The 20059-nt window shown below is 62.9% G+C and carries 21 protein-coding genes, 1 tRNA gene and 1 pseudogene; 18 read left to right on the forward strand and 5 right to left on the reverse strand.

Annotated elements, in window-relative coordinates; genetic code table 11:
• Nucleotides 1–4 precede the first annotated feature (4 nt).
• From lptA to AB3X94_RS10425, 8 genes are all read left to right on the forward strand, one after another.
• Nucleotides 5–676 (forward strand): lipopolysaccharide transport periplasmic protein LptA, encoded by a 672-nt coding sequence (gene lptA, locus AB3X94_RS10390; protein ID WP_176109615.1) that lies wholly within the window; start codon nucleotides 5–7, stop codon nucleotides 674–676.
• Between the two features lie 17 nt (nucleotides 677–693).
• A complete protein-coding gene (lptB, locus tag AB3X94_RS10395; protein ID WP_176110652.1) occupies nucleotides 694–1470 on the forward strand; it encodes an LPS export ABC transporter ATP-binding protein in 777 nt (258 codons plus the stop codon).
• A gap of 191 nt (nucleotides 1471–1661) precedes the next feature.
• Nucleotides 1662–3179, forward strand: coding sequence for an RNA polymerase factor sigma-54 (locus AB3X94_RS10400; RefSeq protein WP_176110653.1), 1518 nt, complete (start codon nucleotides 1662–1664; stop codon nucleotides 3177–3179).
• Between the two features lie 170 nt (nucleotides 3180–3349).
• Nucleotides 3350–3706 (forward strand): ribosome-associated translation inhibitor RaiA, encoded by a 357-nt coding sequence (raiA, locus tag AB3X94_RS10405; protein WP_008921708.1) that lies wholly within the window; start codon nucleotides 3350–3352, stop codon nucleotides 3704–3706.
• 342 nt (nucleotides 3707–4048) lie between these two features.
• Entirely contained in the window at nucleotides 4049–4564 is a 516-nt protein-coding gene (locus AB3X94_RS10410; RefSeq protein WP_083421008.1) for a PTS sugar transporter subunit IIA, read from the forward strand.
• An 80-nt stretch (nucleotides 4565–4644) separates the two neighbouring features.
• Nucleotides 4645–5613: an HPr(Ser) kinase/phosphatase gene (hprK, locus tag AB3X94_RS10415; protein ID WP_008921706.1), complete on the forward strand. Its 969-nt coding sequence runs from the start codon at nucleotides 4645–4647 to the stop codon at nucleotides 5611–5613.
• A gap of 98 nt (nucleotides 5614–5711) precedes the next feature.
• A complete protein-coding gene (rapZ, locus tag AB3X94_RS10420) occupies nucleotides 5712–6605 on the forward strand; it encodes an RNase adapter RapZ (protein ID WP_041734268.1) in 894 nt (297 codons plus the stop codon).
• A 39-nt stretch (nucleotides 6606–6644) separates the two neighbouring features.
• A complete protein-coding gene (locus AB3X94_RS10425; RefSeq protein ID WP_013088324.1) occupies nucleotides 6645–7280 on the forward strand; it encodes an LON peptidase substrate-binding domain-containing protein in 636 nt (211 codons plus the stop codon).
• A gap of 21 nt (nucleotides 7281–7301) precedes the next feature.
• On the opposite strand, the gene mutY is transcribed toward AB3X94_RS10425, so the two are convergent.
• Both mutY and mutM read right to left on the reverse strand, forming a co-directional pair.
• Nucleotides 7302–8435 carry an A/G-specific adenine glycosylase gene (gene mutY / locus AB3X94_RS10430; RefSeq protein ID WP_368611459.1) on the reverse strand — a complete coding sequence of 378 codons (1134 nt, stop codon included), beginning with the start codon at nucleotides 8433–8435 and terminating at the stop codon, nucleotides 7302–7304.
• 7 nt (nucleotides 8436–8442) lie between these two features.
• On the reverse strand, nucleotides 8443–9273 hold the full coding sequence (gene mutM / locus AB3X94_RS10435) for a bifunctional DNA-formamidopyrimidine glycosylase/DNA-(apurinic or apyrimidinic site) lyase (RefSeq protein ID WP_176109617.1): 831 nt from the start codon (nucleotides 9271–9273) through the stop codon (nucleotides 8443–8445).
• An 87-nt stretch (nucleotides 9274–9360) separates the two neighbouring features.
• Between mutM and AB3X94_RS10440 the strand changes: the two genes are divergently transcribed.
• The 8 genes from AB3X94_RS10440 to hisC all read left to right on the forward strand — a co-directional run bounded on the left by AB3X94_RS10440 (nucleotide 9361) and on the right by hisC (nucleotide 16629).
• Entirely contained in the window at nucleotides 9361–11202 is a 1842-nt protein-coding gene (locus AB3X94_RS10440) for a tetratricopeptide repeat protein (protein ID WP_176109618.1), read from the forward strand.
• Nucleotides 11202–11834, forward strand: coding sequence for a lipoprotein insertase outer membrane protein LolB (gene lolB / locus AB3X94_RS10445; protein WP_368611460.1), 633 nt, complete (start codon nucleotides 11202–11204; stop codon nucleotides 11832–11834). The genes AB3X94_RS10440 and lolB overlap by 1 nt, the downstream gene beginning before the upstream one ends.
• 87 nt (nucleotides 11835–11921) lie before the next feature.
• On the forward strand, nucleotides 11922–12803 hold the full coding sequence (ispE, locus tag AB3X94_RS10450; protein ID WP_368611461.1) for a 4-(cytidine 5'-diphospho)-2-C-methyl-D-erythritol kinase: 882 nt from the start codon (nucleotides 11922–11924) through the stop codon (nucleotides 12801–12803).
• A gap of 52 nt (nucleotides 12804–12855) precedes the next feature.
• A tRNA-Gln gene (locus AB3X94_RS10455) sits at nucleotides 12856–12932 on the forward strand.
• Between the two features lie 74 nt (nucleotides 12933–13006).
• Nucleotides 13007–13963 (forward strand): ribose-phosphate pyrophosphokinase, encoded by a 957-nt coding sequence (locus tag AB3X94_RS10460; RefSeq protein ID WP_008921698.1) that lies wholly within the window; start codon nucleotides 13007–13009, stop codon nucleotides 13961–13963.
• 163 nt (nucleotides 13964–14126) lie between these two features.
• Entirely contained in the window at nucleotides 14127–14744 is a 618-nt protein-coding gene (locus AB3X94_RS10465) for a 50S ribosomal protein L25/general stress protein Ctc (protein WP_013088318.1), read from the forward strand.
• A gap of 149 nt (nucleotides 14745–14893) precedes the next feature.
• Entirely contained in the window at nucleotides 14894–15499 is a 606-nt protein-coding gene (gene pth / locus AB3X94_RS10470; protein WP_176109621.1) for an aminoacyl-tRNA hydrolase, read from the forward strand.
• 50 nt (nucleotides 15500–15549) lie between these two features.
• On the forward strand, nucleotides 15550–16629 hold the full coding sequence (gene hisC, locus AB3X94_RS10475) for a histidinol-phosphate transaminase (protein ID WP_368611462.1): 1080 nt from the start codon (nucleotides 15550–15552) through the stop codon (nucleotides 16627–16629).
• Between the two features lie 77 nt (nucleotides 16630–16706).
• Here hisC and AB3X94_RS10480 read toward each other — a convergent pair whose 3' ends face one another.
• Nucleotides 16707–16964, reverse strand: coding sequence for a YfhL family 4Fe-4S dicluster ferredoxin (locus AB3X94_RS10480; protein WP_090802933.1), 258 nt, complete (start codon nucleotides 16962–16964; stop codon nucleotides 16707–16709).
• 102 nt (nucleotides 16965–17066) lie between these two features.
• Between AB3X94_RS10480 and AB3X94_RS10485 the strand changes: the two are divergent.
• A pseudogene (locus AB3X94_RS10485) lies at nucleotides 17067–17336 on the forward strand (winged helix-turn-helix domain-containing protein); the annotation flags it as partial.
• Between the two features lie 57 nt (nucleotides 17337–17393).
• Here the strand turns inward: AB3X94_RS10485 and coaD are convergent.
• Entirely contained in the window at nucleotides 17394–17903 is a 510-nt protein-coding gene (gene coaD / locus AB3X94_RS10490; protein ID WP_176109624.1) for a pantetheine-phosphate adenylyltransferase, read from the reverse strand.
• Nucleotides 17904–18003: 100 nt separating this feature from the next.
• A complete protein-coding gene (gene rsmD / locus AB3X94_RS10495; protein ID WP_368611463.1) occupies nucleotides 18004–18618 on the reverse strand; it encodes a 16S rRNA (guanine(966)-N(2))-methyltransferase RsmD in 615 nt (204 codons plus the stop codon).
• A gap of 250 nt (nucleotides 18619–18868) precedes the next feature.
• On the opposite strand from rsmD, the gene ftsY reads away from it, so the two are divergent.
• Nucleotides 18869–20023: a signal recognition particle-docking protein FtsY gene (gene ftsY / locus AB3X94_RS10500; protein ID WP_368611464.1), complete on the forward strand. Its 1155-nt coding sequence runs from the start codon at nucleotides 18869–18871 to the stop codon at nucleotides 20021–20023.
• Nucleotides 20024–20059 lie beyond the last annotated feature (36 nt).

Here is a 20059-nt window from a genome sequence, read left to right on the forward strand (position 1 = left end):
CTGCATGAACGAATCGCTCCCCCGTTTTGATACCGGCCGTTCGCGCGCGCTGTCCGCGTGCCGCGCCGCACTCGCTGCGCTCGTCGTCGCGTTGCCGCTCGTCGGCTTCGCGCCGCTCGCGCACGCGGACCGCGCCGACAAGGACAAGCCGCTGAACATCGAAGCTGACAACATGACTTACGACGACCTGCGGCAGGTCAGCATCTTTACCGGCCACGTGGTGGCCACCAAAGGGACGATCCTGATCAAGGCCGATCGCGTCGAAGTGTCGCAAGACCCGCAGGGCTACCAGTTCGCGACCGGCACCTCGAGCGGCAACAATCTGTCGTATTTCCGCCAGAAGCGCGAAGGGCTCGATGAATACATCGAGGGTACGGCCATCCGTATCGATTACGACGGCAAGCAGGATCTGACCACGCTGACCACCAACGCGACGGTGCGCCGGCTGCAGAGCATGACGACGCTGCTCGATCAGGTGCACGGCAGCGTGATCACCTACGACGGCCAGAACGACTTCTACACCGCCAAGGCGGGCAAGGACGTCGCCGGTCCGGGCAACCCCACCGGCCGCGTGCGCGCGATGCTGTCGCCGCGCAATGCGGGCGCCGCGCCGCTGACCGGCGCGTCGGCCACGCTCACGCCGTCCAACTCCATTCAGGGAGCGCCGAACCAGTGAGCACCGTAAGCAGCACCATCACGCCGCTCCCCCATCGCAAGCCGGCCGGCACCAGCAGTTCGCTGGTCGTGCGTAATCTGAAGAAGCGCTATGGCTCGCGCACGGTCGTCAAGGACGTGTCGCTCGACGTGAAGAGCGGCGAAGTGGTCGGCCTGCTCGGCCCTAACGGTGCCGGCAAGACCACGTCGTTCTACATGATCGTCGGCCTCGTGCCGCTCGACGCCGGCGAAATCGATCTGGATGGCAAGTCGATCAGCCTTCTGCCCATTCACAAGCGCGCTTCGCTCGGCTTGTCGTATCTGCCGCAGGAAGCGTCGGTGTTCCGCAAGTTGACTGTCGAGCAGAATATTCGCGCGGTGCTGGAACTGCAGCATGACGAAAACGGCAAGCGCCTCGGCAAAGACGCGATCACGTCGCGCACCGAAGCGCTGCTCGACGAGCTTCAGATCGCGCATCTGCGTGAAAATCCGGCGCTGTCGCTGTCGGGCGGCGAGCGTCGTCGGGTTGAAATTGCGCGCGCGCTGGCAACCAATCCGAGCTTCATTCTGCTCGACGAACCGTTCGCCGGCGTCGACCCGATCGCGGTGCTGGAAATCCAGAAAATCGTCAAGTTCTTGAAGCAGCGCAATATTGGCGTCCTGATTACCGACCACAACGTGCGCGAAACACTCGGTATCTGCGATCACGCGTACATCATCAGCGACGGCAGCGTGCTAGCCGCCGGCGCGCCCAGCGACATCATCGAAAACGAAAGCGTGCGGCGCGTCTATCTGGGCGAGCACTTCCGCATGTAAGCGCACACGGCGTCCCCGGCCACGCGAGCGCGCGCGGCCGGCCGCGGCGCCAATTTTGCGGCACCGCACATTCGCTGTCAGACGGCGCAGGCTGGCGCCGGGCGGCGCGCCATTTCGGCGTACCCAAAAATTGCGTGTGCCGCAAGGTATCGCGGTCGTGGCAAACTCTCTACAATGAATCTCAACTTGCCATGAAAGCCAGCCTCCAACTCCGCCTATCGCAGCATCTTGCGCTGACGCCGCAACTGCAACAGTCCATCCGGCTGCTGCAGTTGTCGACGCTCGAATTGCAGCAGGAAGTCGCCATGGCGATCTCGCAGAATCCACTCCTCGAAAACGAAGACGAGTGGATTGCGAGCCCGTTGCGGGTTGCGGCCGACGGCTCCGTGATCGCCCAGACACCGGGCTCCTCGGCGCCGGCCGACCCGATGGCCGGAAACGGTTCGGCATCGTCCGAGGGCAGCGGCGAGCGAGCCGAAAGCGGCGAACCGCAGGGTGTCGATGAATACAACGGCCTTTCGGGCGACGGCGGCGGCGACACGTCACAGTGGAACCTCGACGACTACGGCCGCTCGGGCAACGCGTCCGACGACGACGACCTGCCCCCGTTGCAAATCCACGAATCGAGCACATCGCTGCGCGACCACCTGATGGCGCAACTACGTGTCACCCAGGCGAGCCAGCGCGACCGCGCGCTCATCACGTTCCTGATCGAATCGCTCGACGACGACGGCTATCTCGCCGCCACGCTCGAAGAAGTGCTGGCCGACCTGCCCGAAGAACTCGAGGTCGATGTCGACGAACTGAACGCCGCGCTTGCGCTGCTGCATAGCTTCGACCCGCCCGGCGTCGGCGCGCGGTCCGCGTCGGAATGTCTGAAGCTGCAGTTGCTGCGGCTCGAGCCATCGCCCACGCGCACGCTTGCGCTAGACATTGTCGGCCATTACCTGGAGTTGCTCGCCGCGCGCGATTTCACGCGGCTGCGCAAGCACCTGAAGGCCAGCGACGACGATCTGCGCGACGCGCATGTGCTGATCCGCTCGCTCGAACCATTTCCGGGCGCCGCCTACGGCAAGGCCGAAGCGGACTACGTTGTGCCTGACATCATGGTGCGCAAAACGGCACAGGGCTGGCAGGCGGAGCTGAATCCCGAGGTGGTGCCCAAGCTGCGGATTAACCATCTGTACGCGAATATTCTGCGCAATAACCGCGGCGATCCGGGCAGCGGTTCGTTGCGCCAGCAACTGCAGGAAGCACGCTGGCTGATCAAAAATATCCAGCAGCGTTTCGAGACGATCCTGCGAGTTGCGCAGGCAATTGTCGAGCGTCAGAAGAGCTTTTTTGTGCACGGCGAAATCGCCATGCGCCCCTTGGTTTTGCGGGAAATAGCTGATACGCTGGGCCTACACGAGTCGACTGTCTCGCGTGTGACGACCGGTAAATACATGCTTACGCCTTTCGGGACGCTGGAATTCAAGTACTTTTTCGGCTCGCACGTTTCGACGGACACCGGCGGCGCGGCCTCCTCCACGGCCATTCGCGCGCTGATCAAACAACTGATAGGAGCGGAAAACCCGAAATCGCCACTTTCAGACAGTCGCATAGCCGAACTGCTGGCGGAACAGGGCTTCGTGGTCGCACGTCGTACCGTTGCGAAATACCGTGAGGCGCTCAAAATCCCGGCAGTCAACCTGCGCAAGTCTCTGTAGCTCGCCGCGTTTTGCAGCGGGCATTTACCGGCCGCTCCGCACCTGGCGGACAGGCCGGCCGCTGCGACCTGCCAGATGTCCGTCACCGGGGGGCGACACAGGCAAGCCGTCAGATCGACCGGACCTTTGTCATTGTGCGGACCAAGCGGCCATTAGCTTGGAGAAGCACTATGAATCTCAAGATCAGTGGACACCACCTCGAAGTAACGCCTGCGTTGCGCGAATACGTGATCACCAAACTGGACAGGGTGCTAAGACATTTCGATCAGGTCATCGACGGCAGTGTGGTCCTCTCGGTCGACAACCATAAGGAAAAGGAGAAGCGTCAAAAGGTGGAAATCAACCTCCACCTGAAGGGCAAGGATATTTTCGTCGAGAGTTGTGACAGTGATTTGTACGCTGCGATCGATCTGATGATCGACAAGCTCGACAGACAGGTGATACGCCACAAGGATCGTCTGCAAGGCCATCAGCACGAAGCGATCAAGTATCAGCCGGCGCCGCAACTGGACGTGCCGCCGCAATAGGAGAAACTCGCGGGAATTGCTGATTTCTCTGGGACTCGTCAAGCCGCCCGCAACTGGGCGGTTTTTCGTTTCAGCGCCCGGTGCGCGCTCTGCGCCGGTGCGCCCTCGCCGAGGCCAGGCTCAATCATTCGCGCAGACGTTTGCGCAGCGCGACATATTCCGCGCCGCAAGCGGTGAAAAACCTGATATGCATAGATGGCGCGCCGCACCATCGGCTGTCACCCTGTTCTATAATGTTCCGGTTACCATCGGGGTCAAGCCAGTTCTGATGAAGTACGGCCGGTCGAGATCTCACGCTTTCCCGATCGACTCTCACCGTCCGTCTTCGCCAGCATCGAACGAATGGAACGTCACTCAACCGCCCCGGTGGGGAGAACTCAGGCCACGTTTTCGCCTGTCAACATGAATCGTTTAGCCAAATTTCTTCCCCTCGAGAACGTCGTCATCGGACTATCGGTCACCAGCAAGAAACGCGTGTTCGAGCAAGCGGGCCTGATCTTCGAGAACCAGAACGGCATCGCCCGCAGTACCGTCACAGACAATCTTTTTGCGCGAGAACGACTCGGCTCGACCGGGCTCGGCGAAGGCGTCGCGATTCCGCATGGGCGGATCAAGGGCCTCAAGCAACCGCTCGCCGCATTCGTCAGACTCGCGGAACCCATCCCCTTCGAAGCGCCGGACGGCCAGCCGGTCTCGCTGCTGATCTTCCTGCTCGTCCCCGAGCAAGCCACTCAACAGCACCTCGAAATTCTTTCCGAGATCGCGCAATTGCTGTCCGATCGCGACGCCCGCGAGCGGCTGCACACTGAAGAAGACCGCGAATCGTTGCATCGCCTGCTTACTCAGTGGCAACCTTGAGGCAATGGCGGCGGCAGTACCTACGCGCGCGCACACGCAGGTAAGGCCCGGCAAGCGGCTAACACTGGAGTCACTGACTCATGGATACGTCCAGCATCAACGCCCAGAGCATTTTCGACGACAACGCCGCCATGCTGAAGCTCAGCTGGCTCACGGGGCATGAAGGCTGGGAGCGCGGCTTCTCTTCGGAATCGGTCGCCAATGCCACGTCGAGCGCCGACCTCGTCGGCCACCTGAACCTGATCCACCCGAACCGGATCCAGGTGCTCGGCGATGCGGAAATCGACTACTACAAACGTCAGACCGATGAAGACCGCTCGCGCCACATGGCCGAGCTGATCGCGCTGGAGCCACCGTTTCTCGTCGTCGCGGGCGGCGTCGCGGCACCGCCGGAGCTCGTGCTGCGCTGCACGCGCTCGTCGACGCCGTTGTTCACGACGCCGACATCGGCGGCGGCGGTGATCGATAGTCTGCGACTTTACATGTCGCGCATTCTCGCGCCGCGCGCGACGCTGCACGGCGTTTTTCTCGACATCCTCGGCATGGGTGTGCTGCTGACCGGCGACTCGGGTCTCGGCAAGAGCGAGCTCGGCCTCGAACTGATCAGCCGCGGTCACGGTCTCGTCGCCGACGACGCGGTCGACTTCGTGCGCCTCGGCCCCGACTTCGTCGAAGGACGCTGCCCGCCGCTGCTGCAGAACCTGCTGGAAGTGCGCGGCCTCGGTCTGCTCGACATCAAGACGATCTTCGGCGAAACGGCGGTGCGCCGCAAAATGAAACTGAAGCTGATCGTGCAACTGGTGCGCCGCCCCGATGGCGAATTCCAGCGACTGCCGCTGGAAAGCCAGACCGTCGACGTGCTCGGCCTGCCGATCAGCAAGGTGACGATCCAGGTGGCCGCGGGCCGCAACCTCGCGGTGCTGGTCGAAGCGGCCGTGCGCAATACCATCCTGCAGTTGCGCGGTATCGACACGCTGCGCGATTTCATGGATCGGCAACGTCTCGCCATGCAGGATCCCGATAGCCAGTTTCCCGGCAAGCTGATCTGAAGCCGACCACAGCACCATGAAGCGCCCGCGGAAGGCAGGACGCGGGCACGCGCATGGAGGCCAGATGCTATGATGAAATCTACGCTTTCGACGACTCCATGCGCATAATCCTGATCACCGGTATCTCCGGCTCCGGCAAATCGGTTGCCCTGAACGCGCTCGAAGACGCGGGTTATTACTGCGTCGACAATCTGCCGCCGCGTTTTCTGCAGCAACTCGCCACCTACCTCGCCGCTGACGGCCAGGACCGTCTCGCGGTCGCGATCGACGCGCGCTCCGGTTCGTCGCTCGACGAAATGCCCGCGATGATCCGCGACCTCAAGCGCTCGCACGACGTGCGCGTGCTGTTCCTGAGCGCGAGCACGCAGTCGCTGATTCAACGCTTTTCCGAAACGCGCCGCCGCCATCCGTTGTCTGGCTCGCCCGCGCACGACGCGGACGTTGGCCTGCTCACGTCGCTCGCCGAAGCGATCGAACGCGAGCGCGAACTGGTCGCGGGACTTGCCGAATTCGGCCATCAGATCGACACGAGCAATCTGCGCGCGAACGTGCTGCGTGCATGGGTCAAACGCTTCATCGAGCAAGAGGACGCGGGGCTCGTGCTGATGTTCGAGTCGTTCGGTTTCAAGCGCGGCGTACCGCTCGACGCGGATTTCGTATTCGACGTACGCACGCTGCCGAACCCATACTACGATCATGAATTGAGGCCGCTCACCGGGCTCGATAAACCGGTGATGGATTTTCTCGATGCGCAGCCGGTCGTCCACGAGATGATCGACGACATCGAGAAGTACCTGTCCAAGTGGCTGCCGCATTTCCGCGACGACAATCGCAGTTATCTGACCGTCGCAATCGGTTGCACGGGCGGCCAGCACCGCTCGGTATTCATCGCGGAGACGCTTGCCGCGCGTCTCGCAACATCGGCGAATGTGATTGTGCGGCACCGCGATGCGCCGGTCGACGTCGGCGAATCATCGAAGCTGGTGGCTTAACCGGCCGCATCGCGCGGCCTTAACCCGAAGCGTTGCGCCATGTCCTCTACGCCTACTGTGTACGCCGATTTGCCGCTGTTTCCGCTGCATACGGTGCTATTTCCCGATGGCTTGCTGCCGCTAAAAATCTTCGAAGCGCGCTACCTCGACATGGCGCGTGACTGCCTGCGCGAAAAAACACCGTTCGGCGTGTGCATGCTGAAAAGCGGCGCCGAAGTCGCGCGTGAGGAAGAACCTTCGGTGCCCGAAACGATCGGCTGTCTCGCCGAAATCGACGAGTGCGACGTCGAGGCATTCGGCATGTTGCTGATTCGCGCACGCGGCACGAAGCGCTTTCGTCTGTTGTCGCATCGCGTCGAAGCGAGCGGTCTGCTGGTCGGCATGGCCGAGCCGCTCGCCGACGACTTGCCGCTCGAAGGCAACGAGCTCTTGGCCAAATTCGGCGCGTGCGCGGAAGTGCTCGAACGGATCATCGCGACGATCCGCGAACGCGATCCGGACAGCCTGCCGTTCGCGGAGCCTTTCCGGCTCGACGATCCGTCGTGGGTGTCCAACCGTCTCGCCGAGGTGCTGCCAATCGCGTTGCGCGCGCGGCAAAAGCTGATGGAACTGACCGATGCCGGCGCGCGCATCGACGTCGTGCATCACTACATGCAGCAGCATCAGTTGCTGTGAAATCCTGAAGTCGTCCTTCCGCTAGATCAACGAACCATGCAGGCTGGCGAGCAGCTTGCGCACCGGCGCCGGCACGCCGAACGAATCCAGATCGCTGAGCGCAACCCAGGCGGTGTCCGCATCGTTGAGCGCGGCCAGAGCACCGACACCGCGATCGAGTTCGGCAAGCCGCGGTTCGATGTCGAGCTTGAAATGCGTGAACACATGGGAGAACGACGCAAGCGCCGACACTTCACCGTTGCTGCCGAACGCTCGCGCGCGTTCGGCGAGCTTCGCTTCGTCGGCGGCTTCGGGCAGACTCCACAGACCGCCCCAGATGCCCGACGGCGGACGCCGCTCGAGCATCACCGCGTTGCCGTCGCGCAGCACCAGCATCCACGTGCGGCGCGTGGGCACCGCTTTCTTCGGGCGCGCGGTCGGCAATTCGCGCTGACGTCCGGTGACGTTGGCGACGCAGTCCGGCGCGAACGGACAGCGCGTGCAGTCGGGTTTGCCGCGCACGCACAAGGTCGCGCCGAGATCCATCAAGCCCTGCGTGTAGCCGCTGAGCTCCGCGTTCGACGCATTCGACGGCAATAGTGATTCCGCGAGCGTCCACATCGCGTTCTCGACTTTCTTCTCGCCCGGAAAACCTTCGACGCCGAACACGCGCGCGAGCACGCGCTTTACGTTGCCATCGAGAATCGTCGCGCGCGCACCGAACGCGAACGACGCGATCGCCGCGGCCGTCGAGCGGCCAATGCCGGGCAACTCGGCGAGTTCATCAACCGACGCGGGAAACGCGCCGCCATGCTGCTCGACGACGACCTGCGCGCAGCGATGCAGATTGCGCGCGCGCGTGTAGTAGCCGAGGCCGGCCCACAGTGCCATCACGTCATCGGATGTCGCCGCGCCGAGCGCGGCGACATCCGGGAAACGCGCGAGGAATTTCGCGTAGTACGGAATCACCGTCGAGACCTGGGTCTGCTGCAGCATGATTTCGGACAGCCAGATTCGATACGGGTCCCGCGTGTTCTGCCACGGCAGATCGTGGCGGCCATGCTGGCGCTGCCATGCGATCAGGCGCGCGGAAAAATCGGGTATCGGCGTGAATGCGGGCGTGGTGTCGGACGCGCTGGAGCGCGTGGCGATCGTTGGAGTCAGGCGGGAAGGCATCGAGAATCTAGCGCTGGCAAGTGGGACAGAAGTACGTGGAGCGTTGTCCCTGCACGATCTGTTTGATTGGCGTTGCACACACACGGCATGGCAGGCCCGCGCGATCATAGACGAAGTAGTCGAGCTGGAAATAGCCGCTTTCGCCGTTGCTGCCGACGAAATCGCGCAGCGTGCTGCCGCCCTTGTCGATCGCGGCGGCGAGCGTCACGCGCACGGCATCGGCCAGCAGTTCATAACGCACGAGCGACACGCGGCCGGCCGCGGTGGTCGGCCGGATGCCCGCGCGAAAGAGACTTTCCGACGCGTAGATGTTGCCCACGCCGACCACGATGTCGCCTGCCAGCAAAGCCTGCTTCACCGACACCTTGCGCCCGCGCGTCAACCGATGCATCAGCGCGCCCGAAAACGCCGGCGAGAAAGGCTCGACGCCAAGGCTCGCGAGCAGCGGATGCTCGAGGATGTCGCCTTCCTCGCGCGGATGCCACAGCACCGCGCCGAAGCGGCGCGGATCACGATAGCGCAGGATGAAGTCGTCGAAGATCCAGTCGACATGATCGTGCTTCGCCGCGGCAGGCGGATGCGGCACATGACGCAGAACGCGCAACGTGCCCGTCATTCCGAGGTGCACGATGAACCACCCTGCGTCGATTTCGAACAGCAGATACTTGCCGCGTCGCTCGACTTTGCGCACCACATGGCCACGCAAGGTTTTCGCAAGGTCGGCCGGAATCGGCCAGCGCAGCGCGGCCGTCCGCACGTCGACGCGCTCAACCTTGCGCCCGGACACATACGGTTCGATCCCTCGTCGGGTAACCTCGACTTCTGGCAACTCTGGCATGGCTGATTGGTCTGCTACTTGCGTGAGTGGTTGTGCGCGTATTGTAGCGAGCGCGTTACAATCGACTGAAACATTGAACGGATTTCCATGAACGTGTCCTTCGTGAAGCTGCTTTCAAAGCGCCGCGCGCGTGTGTCCAACGTGCCGCTCGCCGTGTCCGCTCGCCGGATGCTTGGTGCGGGTGCGCTCGCATTGTGGGCGCTCGCCGCCGTGCCCGCGCATGCGCAGGACCCGTCGCCAGATTCCGACGACACGTCGGTCACGATGCCGGACCCGCTGGGTCCGTCAACCCCTCAAGACGAAAAGTCTTTGCCCGGGGTGCCTCTGTCGAGCCAGATCGTCTTCCAGGTGCTGGCCGCCGAGATCGCGCTGCAGCGCGATCAGCCAGCACCGGCCTATCAGACCTACCTCGCGCTCGCGCGCGACACGCACGACCCGCGCATGGCGCAACGCGCCACCGAAATCGCGCTGGCCGCGCAGAGCCCATCGGACGCGCTCGCCGCCGCGCAATTGTGGCAACAGTACGCGCCCGGTTCGGAACGCGCCGCGCAACTCGACGCGTCGCTGCTCGTGCTGTCCGGCAAGCCCGACGACGCGTCGCCGATCCTGTCGCAGGAACTCGCGAAGGTACCTGAGGAAAATCGCGGCAGCGCAATCCTCGCGCTGCAATTGCTGTTGTCGCGCGGCCCGAACCGCGTCGGTGGCCTGCACGTGTTGCAGGACCTGCTGAAGAACGACATGAACCGGCCGGAAGCGCAACTGGCCGTCGCACGCCAGCAGCTGCTGGCCGACGACGCGCCGGGTGCACGCAAGTCGCTCGAGCAGGCGCTCACGATCAAGCCCGACTATCTGCCCGCGGCGTTGGTGCTGTCGCAGATGGGCCCAGAGGAGCGCAAGGAAGGCATCGCGTCGCTCGAAAAGTACGTGCAGCAGAATCCGAAATCGCATGACGCGCGGCTCGCGCTCGCGCAGATGTATCTCGCGAGCGACCGTCTCGACGACGCGCAGAAGCAGTTCGAGATCATGCGCAAGGCAAACGCCAACGACCTGACGCCGTTGATGGCGCTCGCGCTGATCAAGATCCAGCAGAAGAAACTCCCCGAAGCACAGACCTATCTGATTCAATACGCGCAGCAGGCCGAGAAGACGCCGGGCGCCGATGCGGGCCAGGCCTACATCTATCTCGCGCAGCTAGCGCTCGAACAGAAGAATGAGGCGGCCGCGAGCGACTGGCTGAACAAGATCTCGCCGGCGAGTCAGCAATACCTGGCCGCGCAGATCACGCGCGCGCAACTGCTCGCGAAGCAGGGCAAGACCGAGGAGGCGCGCCAGTTGCTCGCCAACTTGCAGACCTCGGATCCGCGTGACGTGGCGCTGATCGCGCGCACCGATGCAGCGATCCTGTTCGACGCGAAGCGCTACCCGGAGGCCGAAGCGCGTCTGCAGCAAGCCACGGCGAACTTTCCCGACGACCCCGACCTCACCTACGACTACGCGATGGCCGCCGAGAAAACCGGCCATTACGACGTCATGGAAGCGCAGTTGCGCAAGCTGATCGAGACGCAGCCGGACAATCCGCAGGCGTATAACGCGCTCGGCTATTCGCTCGCCGATCGCAACCAGCGCCTGCCGGAAGCGGACAAGCTGGTCGAGAAGGCCTCGGCCCTTGCACCGAACGATGCGTTCATCATGGACAGCGTCGGCTGGGTCAAGTACCGGATGGGTAACACGGCCGATGCGATCAAGCTGCTGCGCAAGGCATACAGCCTCCAGCCGAACGCCGAGATCGGCGCGCACCTCGGCGAGGTGCTGTGGAAGGCCGGCGAACAGGAACAGGCGCGCGCCGCGTTCCGCGAGGCGCGCAAGCTCGAACCCAACAACGAGACTCTCGTCAAAACGTTGCAACGTCTTCAGGTAAACGATCTTTGATGCGTCTTTCCGGTTTGATTTCTTTTGCCATGGCGCCGCGCGGCATCGCGCTTGGTCTCGCGGCGGCAGCGGTTGTCGCGTTGGCCGGCTGCGCATCGGTGAAGCCGCAGGGGCCGTCCACGTCGAACGCCGCGACCGAAGTCACCGCGCAAACGAGCCGCTCGTATCAGGGCCGCTTCGCGATCCAGTACAACGATCAGTACGGCCAGCAGCGCAACGCTTACGGCAATTTCTCGTGGCAGGAAACCGGCGACACTGTCACGCTGCAATTGCGCAATCCGCTCGGCCAGACGCTGGCCATCGTGACCTCGTCACCGGCTTCGGCGACGCTCGAGCTGCCGAACCGCCAGCCGCTCACCGCCGATAACGTGTCGACGCTGATGCAAAACGCGCTCGGCTTCACGCTGCCGGTCGAAGGGTTACGCTACTGGCTGCAGCCGTCGCCGGCGCCGACCTCGCGCGCGCAGACCGAGAAGGATCCCGAGCAACCGTCGCGCCTGAAGCAGATCACCCAGGATGGCTGGACGATCGACTATGTCGCCTATGCCGATGCGCCAGCCACCGGCGTGAAGCGCGTCAATCTGAGTCGCTCGGAGCCGCCGCTCGACATCAAGCTCGTGCTCGATCAGTGAGTCGTCGTTGCTGCTATTTGTCCCGGCATCCGCTCACGTAACCTTGCCACCCGTTTGGCGCCACCGTGGCGCATGTAGCCTTCACTCATGATCGAAACAACCGATTCGCTGCGCGACTGTCTCGCGCCAGCGAAACTCAATCTCTTCCTGCACATCACCGGCCGTCGGCCGGATGGTTATCACACGCTGCAAACGGTCTTCCAGTTGCTCGACTGGGGCGACACGCTGCACTTCACGCGACGCGATGACGGTCTCATCACGCGCCGCACCGAAATCGCCGACGTGCCGCCTGAGCATGACCTGACCGTACGGGCCGCGACGTTGCTGAAGTCGCATACGGGCTCTCGCGAAGGTGTCGATATCGAAATCGACAAGCGCCTGCCGATGGGCGCGGGCCTCGGCGGCGGCAGCTCCGACGCGGCGACGACGCTGCTCGCGCTCAATCGCCTGTGGAAGCTCGATCTGCCGCGTCAGGAGTTGCAGGATCTTGCGTTGAAGCTCGGCGCGGACGTGCCTTTCTTTGTATTTGGAAAAAATGCGTTTGCAGAGGGTGTCGGAGAATCATTAGACGTTGTACAATTGCCGCCGCGTCACTTTCTGGTAGTGACGCCGAGGGTGCAGGTTCCAACTGCAGCGGTTTTTTCCGAAAAAGCGTTGACAAGAGATACAAAGCCTCTCATAATTACGGACTTTCCTGCAGAACACAGCTGCAACACTGAATGGCCAGAAAGCTTCGGCCGGAATGACATGCAGCAGGTTGTAGTAGGAAAGTACGCGGAAGTAGCGCAAGTGTTGCGATGGTTTGAGAGCATCGCACCAGCGCGGATGTCCGGATCGGGTGCCAGTGTTTTTGCAGCGTTCCGTAGCAAAGCTGAAGCAGAAGCGGCGCAAGCCAAGCTGCCCGGCGAATGGAACAGTGCAGTAGCCGCGGGCTTGGATCAGCATCCACTCTTTGCTTTCGCGTCATAAGTTTTGCATCGTCGAACGAAACTCCACGTTCGGCGGAGCTCAAAGTTAGTGTAGGGGAGTCGCCAAGCTGGTTAAGGCACCGGATTTTGATTCCGGCATGCAAAGGTTCGAATCCTTTCTCCCCTGCCAAAAATTCTCGTAGTTCGCTGTAGTTCGCCGCAGTAATTCACATTCTCCCGCCCCCAGCCTGAAGTAGGTGCATGATGAGCAGCCATGACGGCCTGATGGTTTTTACTGGCAACGCAAATCCCGCGCTTGCACAGGAAGTCGTCAAAAACCTCGGTATTCCCCTCGGCAAAGCAATGGTTAGCCGTTTCTCGGACGGTGAAATCCAGGTCGAGATTCAGGAAAATGTGCGCGGCAAGGATGTCTTCGTCCTGCAATCCACGTGCGCGCCGACTAACGACAATCTGATGGAACTGATGATCATGGTCGATGCGCTCAAGCGCGCATCCGCTGGCCGGATCACCGCAGCCATCCCTTACTTCGGTTATGCCCGTCAGGATCGTCGCCCGCGTTCGGCGCGTGTCGCCATCTCGGCGAAGGTCGTGGCGAACATGCTGGAAATCGCCGGCGTCGAGCGGATCATCACGATGGATCTGCACGCCGACCAGATTCAAGGCTTCTTCGACATCCCGGTCGACAACATCTACGCAACGCCCGTGCTGCTCGGCGATCTGCGCAAGCAGAACTACGACAACCTGATGGTTGTTTCGCCGGACGTCGGCGGTGTGGTCCGCGCCCGTGCATTGGCGAAGCAACTCAATTGCGACCTCGCGATCATCGACAAGCGTCGTCCGAAGGCGAACGTCGCCGAAGTGATGAACATCATCGGTGAAGTCGAAGGCCGCACCTGCGTGATCATGGACGACATGGTCGACACCGCAGGCACGCTGTGCAAGGCCGCGCAGGTTCTGAAGGAACGCGGCGCGAAGCAGGTATTCGCGTACGCCACCCACCCGGTTCTGTCGGGCGGCGCGGGTGAGCGTATCGCCGCCTCCGCACTCGACGAACTCGTAGTCACGGACACGATCCCGCTCGGCGAAGAAGCCCGTTCGTGCGCGAAGATCCGTTCGCTGACGAGCGCCGGTTTGCTCGCCGAAACGTTCTCGCGCATCCGCCGCGGCGATTCGGTGATGTCGCTGTTCGCTGAAAGTTAAGCATTTGCGAAGACGCCGCGTACCGCTTGATGCGACACGCGGCGTTTTTGCACAATCGGCATGAACGAACGAAGGTTCTTGCCGCGATCCCGGGCCTCAGCCATTACGGCTTCGAGGCCCTGTTTTTACTGCCTGGTCGCGGGCAGTGCATTGGAGATTCAACATGAAAGTAGTCGCTTTCGAGCGTTCCCAGCAAGGTACGGGTGCGAGCCGCCGCCTGCGTAACTCGGGCAAGACCCCGGGTATCGTTTATGGCGCTGGTGCTGACACGCAACTGATCGAACTCGATCACAACGCCCTGTGGCACGCGCTGAAGAAAGAAGTATTCCACTCGTCGATCCTCGATCTGGAAGTGGCAGGCAAGTCGCAACAGGTTCTGCTGCGCGACGTGCAATACCACCCGTTCCGTCAGCTCGTGCTGCACGTGGACTTCCAGCGCGTCGACGCGTCGAAGAAGCTGCACACCAAGGTGCCGCTGCACTTCCTGAACCAGGAAACCAACCCGGCAGTGAAGCTGTCGAGCGCGGTGATCTCGCACGTCATCAACGAAATCGAAATCGAGTGCCTGCCGTCGGCACTGCCGGAATTCATCGAAGTTGACCTCGCGAAGATCGAAGCTGGTCAATCGGTTCACGCGAAGGACATCCCGCTGCCGGCAGGTGTGGCGCTCGTCGCCCACGTCGACGCGGAAAACCCGGTGGTCGCTGCTGCAACGATCCCGGCTGGCGCAATCGCTGAAGACGCTGCTGCTGCTGAAGGCGGCGAAACGCCGGCTGCTTAAGAGCCTTTCGGTTCGAAGCAAGCAATCCTCTCGATCCGTTTCCAATGAAACGGTCGATGTGACCCGCCGAGGTTCGCCCTGGCGGGTTTTTTTTTCGGTTTTTTTAGTCCGGTGCATTTCACTTCCGGACCTGGTGGACTCACGCAATCATGATCAAGCTGATCGTCGGGCTCGGCAATCCGGGCGCCGAATACACCGCGACGCGTCACAACGCCGGCTTCTGGCTGGTCGATCAACTCGCACGCGAGGCTGGCACGACGCTGCGCGACGAGCGGCGCTTTCACGGCTTTTACGCGAAGGCGCGGTTGCATGGCGAGGAAGTGCATCTGCTCGAGCCGCAGACCTACATGAACCGTTCTGGTCAGTCGGTCGTCGCGCTTGCGCAATTCTTCAAGATTCTTCCCGACGAGATCCTCGTCGCGCACGACGAGCTCGACATGCCGGCCGGCAGCGTCAAGCTGAAGCTCGGCGGCGGCAGCGGCGGGCATAATGGCCTGAAGGACATCAGCGCGCATTTGTCGTCGCAGCAATACTGGCGGCTGCGGATCGGCATCGGTCATCCGCGTGATCTGATCCCCGAAAGCGCGCGCGCCGGCGCGAAGCCGGACGTCGCGAACTATGTGCTGAAGCCGCCGCGGCGAGAAGAGCAAGAGGTCATCGACGCGTCGATCGAGCGCGCGCTCGCGGTGATGCCGCAGATCATCAAGGGAGAGCTCGAACGTGCAATGATGCAACTGCATCGCAATAACAGCTGACGCGCGCCACATCCTTCGAAACCCGCAATCGACCCTGCGAGGAGAATCGCTTGAGCCGCTACTGGAGCGACATCGTTCACCGTCTGACGCCGTACGTGCCGGGCGAGCAGCCCGCGCTCGCGCATCCGGTGAAGCTGAACACCAATGAGAATCCGTATCCGCCGTCGCCGCGCGTGCTCGACGCGATCCGCCGCGAGCTCGGCGACACCGCCGACGCACTGCGCCGCTATCCCGATCCGAGCGCACGCAAGCTGCGCGAAACGGTCGCCGCGTATCACGGCATCCGCGCCGACCAGGTATTCGCGGGCAACGGCTCGGACGAAGTGCTCGCGCTGACATTCCAGGCCTTGCTGAAGCACGACAAGCCGCTGCTGTTTCCCGATATCACGTACAGCTTCTATCCGACCTACGCGAAGCTGTTCGAGGTCGACTACCGCACCGTCCCGCTCGACGCGGGTTTCGCGATCAACGTCGACGACTACGCGGTGCCCAATGGCGCCATCCTGTTTCCGAATCCGAACGCGCCGACCGGCCGGCCGCTGGCGCTGGCGGAAATCGAACGCCTCGTCGCCAGCCATCCTGATTCGGTCGTGGTGATCGACGAAGCCTATGTCGACTTCGGCGCCGAGTCGGCGATTGCGTTGATCGACCGCTATCCGAATCTGCTCGTCGTGCAGACCGTGTCGAAGTCACGTTCGCTCGCCGGCATGCGCGTCGGCTTCGCGTTCGGCGATGCGGCGCTGATCGATGCGCTCAATCGCGTGAAGGACAGCTTCAATTCGTACCCGCTCGACCGCCTGGCGCAAGCCGCTGCCACCGCCGCGTACGAAGACGACGCGTGGTTTCGCGAATGCTGCGCGAAGGTGATCGCGAGCCGTGAGCGGCTCGCGGCGGAATTGACCGCGCTCGGCTTCGAGGTGGTGCCGTCGGCCGCGAATCTGCTGTTCGCGCGGCATCAAGGGTACGACGCGGCGACGCTCGCGTCGCGGCTGCGGGAAAAGGAAATTTTCGTGCGGCACTTCAACGCACCGCGGATTGACCAGCATCTGCGGATCTCGGTCGGCACCGACGCCGAGTGCGACATCCTGCTCGACACGTTGCGGGGTATTTTCAGCGCTTACGTCGGATAACGGAAACGCCGCCGCAAAAGAAAACGGCGAAGGCCCGCGGGCCTTCGCCGTTTTCTTTTGCGCGTCACCCGCGCACGTCAGGTGCCTTTGGCGGCCTGCAACGCGTGATATTTCGCCATCAAACCCTCAGGCGTTTCGAGGTGGTTCGGGTCACGCGGAATGCACTCGACCGGGCACACCTGAATGCACTGTGGCTCGTCGAAATGACCGACGCACTCGGTGCACTTCTTCGGATCGATCACATAGATTTCCGGGCCCATCGAAATCGCGTCGTTTGGGCACTCAGGCTCGCAGACGTCGCAGTTGATGCACTCGTCGGTAATCATCAGGGCCATGCTGCCACCAACTTTGCTAGATAAAACAACACATTATAGCTTTTTCGCCCCCGCGCGGTCGTGCAATCCCGCGCTTTATGCCGGGCTCGACAAGAATGTAGAGTCGATCCGCTCGAAGAAAAGCTCCTGGAGTTCATTGCTCGCATGAGGCAAAAAAACGAACGCCTGTCGGTTCGAGAGATGATGGCCCAAAGTGCGGTCGGGCCTCCGGCCACCTTGCATGCCCGGATCACGTCAATGCGCGAAAAAGGCTGGCTCCTGCTCAACGACACCGAAGATGCTCGCCGCAAACAGGTCGAGCTAACGCCCGCCGCCCTCCGACACTTCGACAAGCTTGCCGAGGTATTCGCCAAGGCCGCGAAGGGTAGCTGACATTGCACTGCGTCGGATAAATGATCCGTCGAAATCGGCCATTCGCGCGACTCAGGCTCACGTCCCTTGGGCACCGCCCTGCGGGTCCAGCGACGCGACTTTCTCCTTCAGCCATTTTTCGACCGACGGGAATACGAACTTGCTGACGTCGCCGCCCAATTGTGCAATCTCCCGCACGATCGTGCCCGAGATGAACTGATACTGATCGGACGGCGTCATGAACATCGTCTCGACGTCCGGAAGCAGATAGCGGTTCATGCCCGCCATCTGGAACTCGTACTCGAAGTCCGACACCGCGCGCAGACCCCTGACGATCACCCGCGCGTTGTTGCTCCGCACGAAGTCCTTCAGCAGTCCCTTGAAGCTCATCACCTGGACGTTCGGATAGTGGCCGAGCACCTCGTGCGCAATCGCGAGGCGCTCCTGGAGAGTGAAAAACGGCTTCTTGGCACGGCTGTCGGCCACACCCACCACCAGCGTGTCGAAAATGCTCGACGCGCGCCGAACGAGGTCTTCGTGACCGCGCGTCAGCGGGTCGAACGTGCCCGGGTACACGGCGACTACCATGAGACTTCTCCTCTTTTCAGACAAAAGGGCACGTCCAAGCGACGCATTTCGCACCGGCGCGGATGACGATAAACCGCCCGGCCCTTTTTTGGAACGCGCATTATTCCTTATTTTCGCGCTGCAGCAAATGAAAGTGCACTGCGCCCGCCTTGCCCTGCCGCACGACCTCCCAGTCCGCAAGCGACTGATGAGCGGTCGGTTCGAGCGCTTCGCCTGCCTCGACATAAAGATAGCCGTCAGCGCGCACGAGCGGCACGGCTACCGCGAGCGCCTTGCCGAGCAGATCGGCATCGAACGGCGGATCGAGGAACACTACGTCGAACGAGCCTGGGGCGAGGCTCGCGGCAAGACGCAAGCCGTCCGCCTCGGCGATTTCGATCATGCGTGCGTCGAGCCGCTGCTGGTTCGCGCGCAACTGGCCGGCGGCGCGCGCATGACGCTCCACCATCAGCACGCGCGCCGCGCCGCGCGACGCAGCTTCGAAGCCGAGCGCGCCGCTACCGGCGAACAGATCGAGACAGTGCTGGCCGTCCAGGCGCTGGCCGAGCCAGTTGAACAGCGTTTCGCGGACGCGGTCGGGCGTCGGGCGCAAGCCGTCCAGATCGAGCACGGGCAGCGGCGTGCGTTTCCAGTCGCCGCCGATGATGCGAATGGCATGCGGCTTGCCGCCTTTGGACGAAGCGCCAGCGGCGCGTGAAGGTGCTAAACGAGGCATGCAGTATCGTGCAGTTTCAGCTAGGTGGTGAATACGCCCGCGACGCCGGTGCGCGCGGGCCGGAGCGCCCACGTTACCACAGGGGCGGCGCGCGTCCAGCTTGCCCGGGCGGCCAATACGACGCACCGCGGCACGCCTGATAAAATGTGCGGCTGCCAGCGCCCCGCCTTTTCGCATCCCGGCGCTGCCCACCGCTTCGCCGGTCCCGTGCCGGCTGCGCGCATCGGCGCGCTCTCCCATACGTCAGATCATGTTCAGCTTTTTCAAACGATTCAAGGGTTCGAAAGAGTCCGATACCGCCGCAGACGAATCGCTGGCGGCGCAAGACGGCGCGACGCCCGAGGCCGAGGCCGTCGAGCCGGTTTCGCCCGCCAAAACCGTCGAGCCCACGCCGGCCGCCGTTCCGCCTGTGGTCACGACCATCATCGAGCCGCAGCCCGAGCCGCAAGACGCCGCGCTCGACAGCGTGGAAATCGTCCCGCCGCCCATGCAGGACGCCGGCGCAAAACGCTCGTGGCTCACGCGCCTGAAGAGCGGCCTCTCGAAAACCAGTTCGAACCTGACCGGCATCTTCGTCGGCACGAAGATCGACGAGGACCTGTACGAGGAACTCGAAACCGCGCTGCTGATGTCGGACGCCGGCGTCGAGGCGACCGAATTCCTGCTCGAATCGCTGCGCGAGAAAGTGCGCACCGAGCGCCTGACGGACCCGCAGCAGGTCAAAATCGCATTGCGCACGCTGCTCGTCGAGTTGCTGAAGCCGCTCGAAAAATCGCTGATGCTCGGCCGCGCGCAGCCGCTCGTAATGATGATCGCCGGCGTCAACGGCGCGGGCAAAACCACCAGCATCGGCAAGCTCGCGAAGCATCTGCAGAGCTTTCACCAGTCGGTGCTGCTCGCCGCCGGCGACACGTTCCGCGCCGCCGCGCGCGAACAGCTTGCCGTCTGGGGCCAGCGCAACAACGTGACCGTGGTCGCGCAGGAAAGCGGCGATCCGGCTGCGGTGATCTTCGACGCGGTCGGCGCCGCGCGCGCGCGAAAGATCGACGTGATGATGGCCGACACGGCTGGCCGCCTGCCCACGCAGTTGCATTTGATGGAAGAACTGCGCAAGGTGAAGCGCGTGATCGGCAAGGCGCAAAACGGCGCGCCGCACGAAGTGCTGCTCGTGATCGACGCTAACACCGGCCAGAACGCGCTCACGCAGGTCAAGGCGTTCGACGACGCGCTCGGCCTCACCGGCCTGATCGTCACCAAGCTCGACGGCACCGCGAAGGGCGGCATCCTCGCGGCGATCGCGCGGCAGCGGCCGATTCCGGTGTACTTCATCGGCGTCGGCGAAAGGGTCGAGGATCTGCAGCCGTTCAGCGCGGAGGAGTTTTCGGACGCGCTGCTGGGCGGCTGATCCCGCAATCGCTTGACCGCCGCGGCGCTCGCCGCT

The organism is Paraburkholderia sp. BR10923 (assembly GCF_040948765.1).
In the GTDB taxonomy this organism is placed as follows: domain Bacteria; phylum Pseudomonadota; class Gammaproteobacteria; order Burkholderiales; family Burkholderiaceae; genus Paraburkholderia; species Paraburkholderia youngii.

What these genes read in the sequence shown, in the direction of transcription:
- pth (WP_176109621.1), top strand. Translation starts at nt 14,894, where the DNA reads ATGATCAAGCTGATCGTCGGGCTCGGCAATCCGGGCGCCGAATACACC.
- rsmD (WP_368611463.1), bottom strand. Translation starts at nt 18,618, where the DNA reads ATGCCTCGTTTAGCACCTTCACGCGCCGCTGGCGCTTCGTCCAAAGGC.
- mutM (WP_176109617.1), bottom strand. Translation starts at nt 9,273, where the DNA reads ATGCCAGAGTTGCCAGAAGTCGAGGTTACCCGACGAGGGATCGAACCG.
- AB3X94_RS10410 (WP_083421008.1), top strand. Translation starts at nt 4,049, where the DNA reads ATGGAACGTCACTCAACCGCCCCGGTGGGGAGAACTCAGGCCACGTTT.
- lolB (WP_368611460.1), top strand. Translation starts at nt 11,202, where the DNA reads ATGCGTCTTTCCGGTTTGATTTCTTTTGCCATGGCGCCGCGCGGCATC.
- ftsY (WP_368611464.1), top strand. Translation starts at nt 18,869, where the DNA reads ATGTTCAGCTTTTTCAAACGATTCAAGGGTTCGAAAGAGTCCGATACC.
- coaD (WP_176109624.1), bottom strand. Translation starts at nt 17,903, where the DNA reads ATGGTAGTCGCCGTGTACCCGGGCACGTTCGACCCGCTGACGCGCGGT.
- AB3X94_RS10460 (WP_008921698.1), top strand. Translation starts at nt 13,007, where the DNA reads ATGAGCAGCCATGACGGCCTGATGGTTTTTACTGGCAACGCAAATCCC.
- lptA (WP_176109615.1), top strand. Translation starts at nt 5, where the DNA reads ATGAACGAATCGCTCCCCCGTTTTGATACCGGCCGTTCGCGCGCGCTG.
- ispE (WP_368611461.1), top strand. Translation starts at nt 11,922, where the DNA reads ATGATCGAAACAACCGATTCGCTGCGCGACTGTCTCGCGCCAGCGAAA.
- rapZ (WP_041734268.1), top strand. Translation starts at nt 5,712, where the DNA reads ATGCGCATAATCCTGATCACCGGTATCTCCGGCTCCGGCAAATCGGTT.
- AB3X94_RS10400 (WP_176110653.1), top strand. Translation starts at nt 1,662, where the DNA reads ATGAAAGCCAGCCTCCAACTCCGCCTATCGCAGCATCTTGCGCTGACG.
- AB3X94_RS10465 (WP_013088318.1), top strand. Translation starts at nt 14,127, where the DNA reads ATGAAAGTAGTCGCTTTCGAGCGTTCCCAGCAAGGTACGGGTGCGAGC.
- AB3X94_RS10480 (WP_090802933.1), bottom strand. Translation starts at nt 16,964, where the DNA reads ATGGCCCTGATGATTACCGACGAGTGCATCAACTGCGACGTCTGCGAG.
- hprK (WP_008921706.1), top strand. Translation starts at nt 4,645, where the DNA reads ATGGATACGTCCAGCATCAACGCCCAGAGCATTTTCGACGACAACGCC.
- raiA (WP_008921708.1), top strand. Translation starts at nt 3,350, where the DNA reads ATGAATCTCAAGATCAGTGGACACCACCTCGAAGTAACGCCTGCGTTG.
- mutY (WP_368611459.1), bottom strand. Translation starts at nt 8,435, where the DNA reads ATGCCTTCCCGCCTGACTCCAACGATCGCCACGCGCTCCAGCGCGTCC.
- AB3X94_RS10425 (WP_013088324.1), top strand. Translation starts at nt 6,645, where the DNA reads ATGTCCTCTACGCCTACTGTGTACGCCGATTTGCCGCTGTTTCCGCTG.
- AB3X94_RS10440 (WP_176109618.1), top strand. Translation starts at nt 9,361, where the DNA reads ATGAACGTGTCCTTCGTGAAGCTGCTTTCAAAGCGCCGCGCGCGTGTG.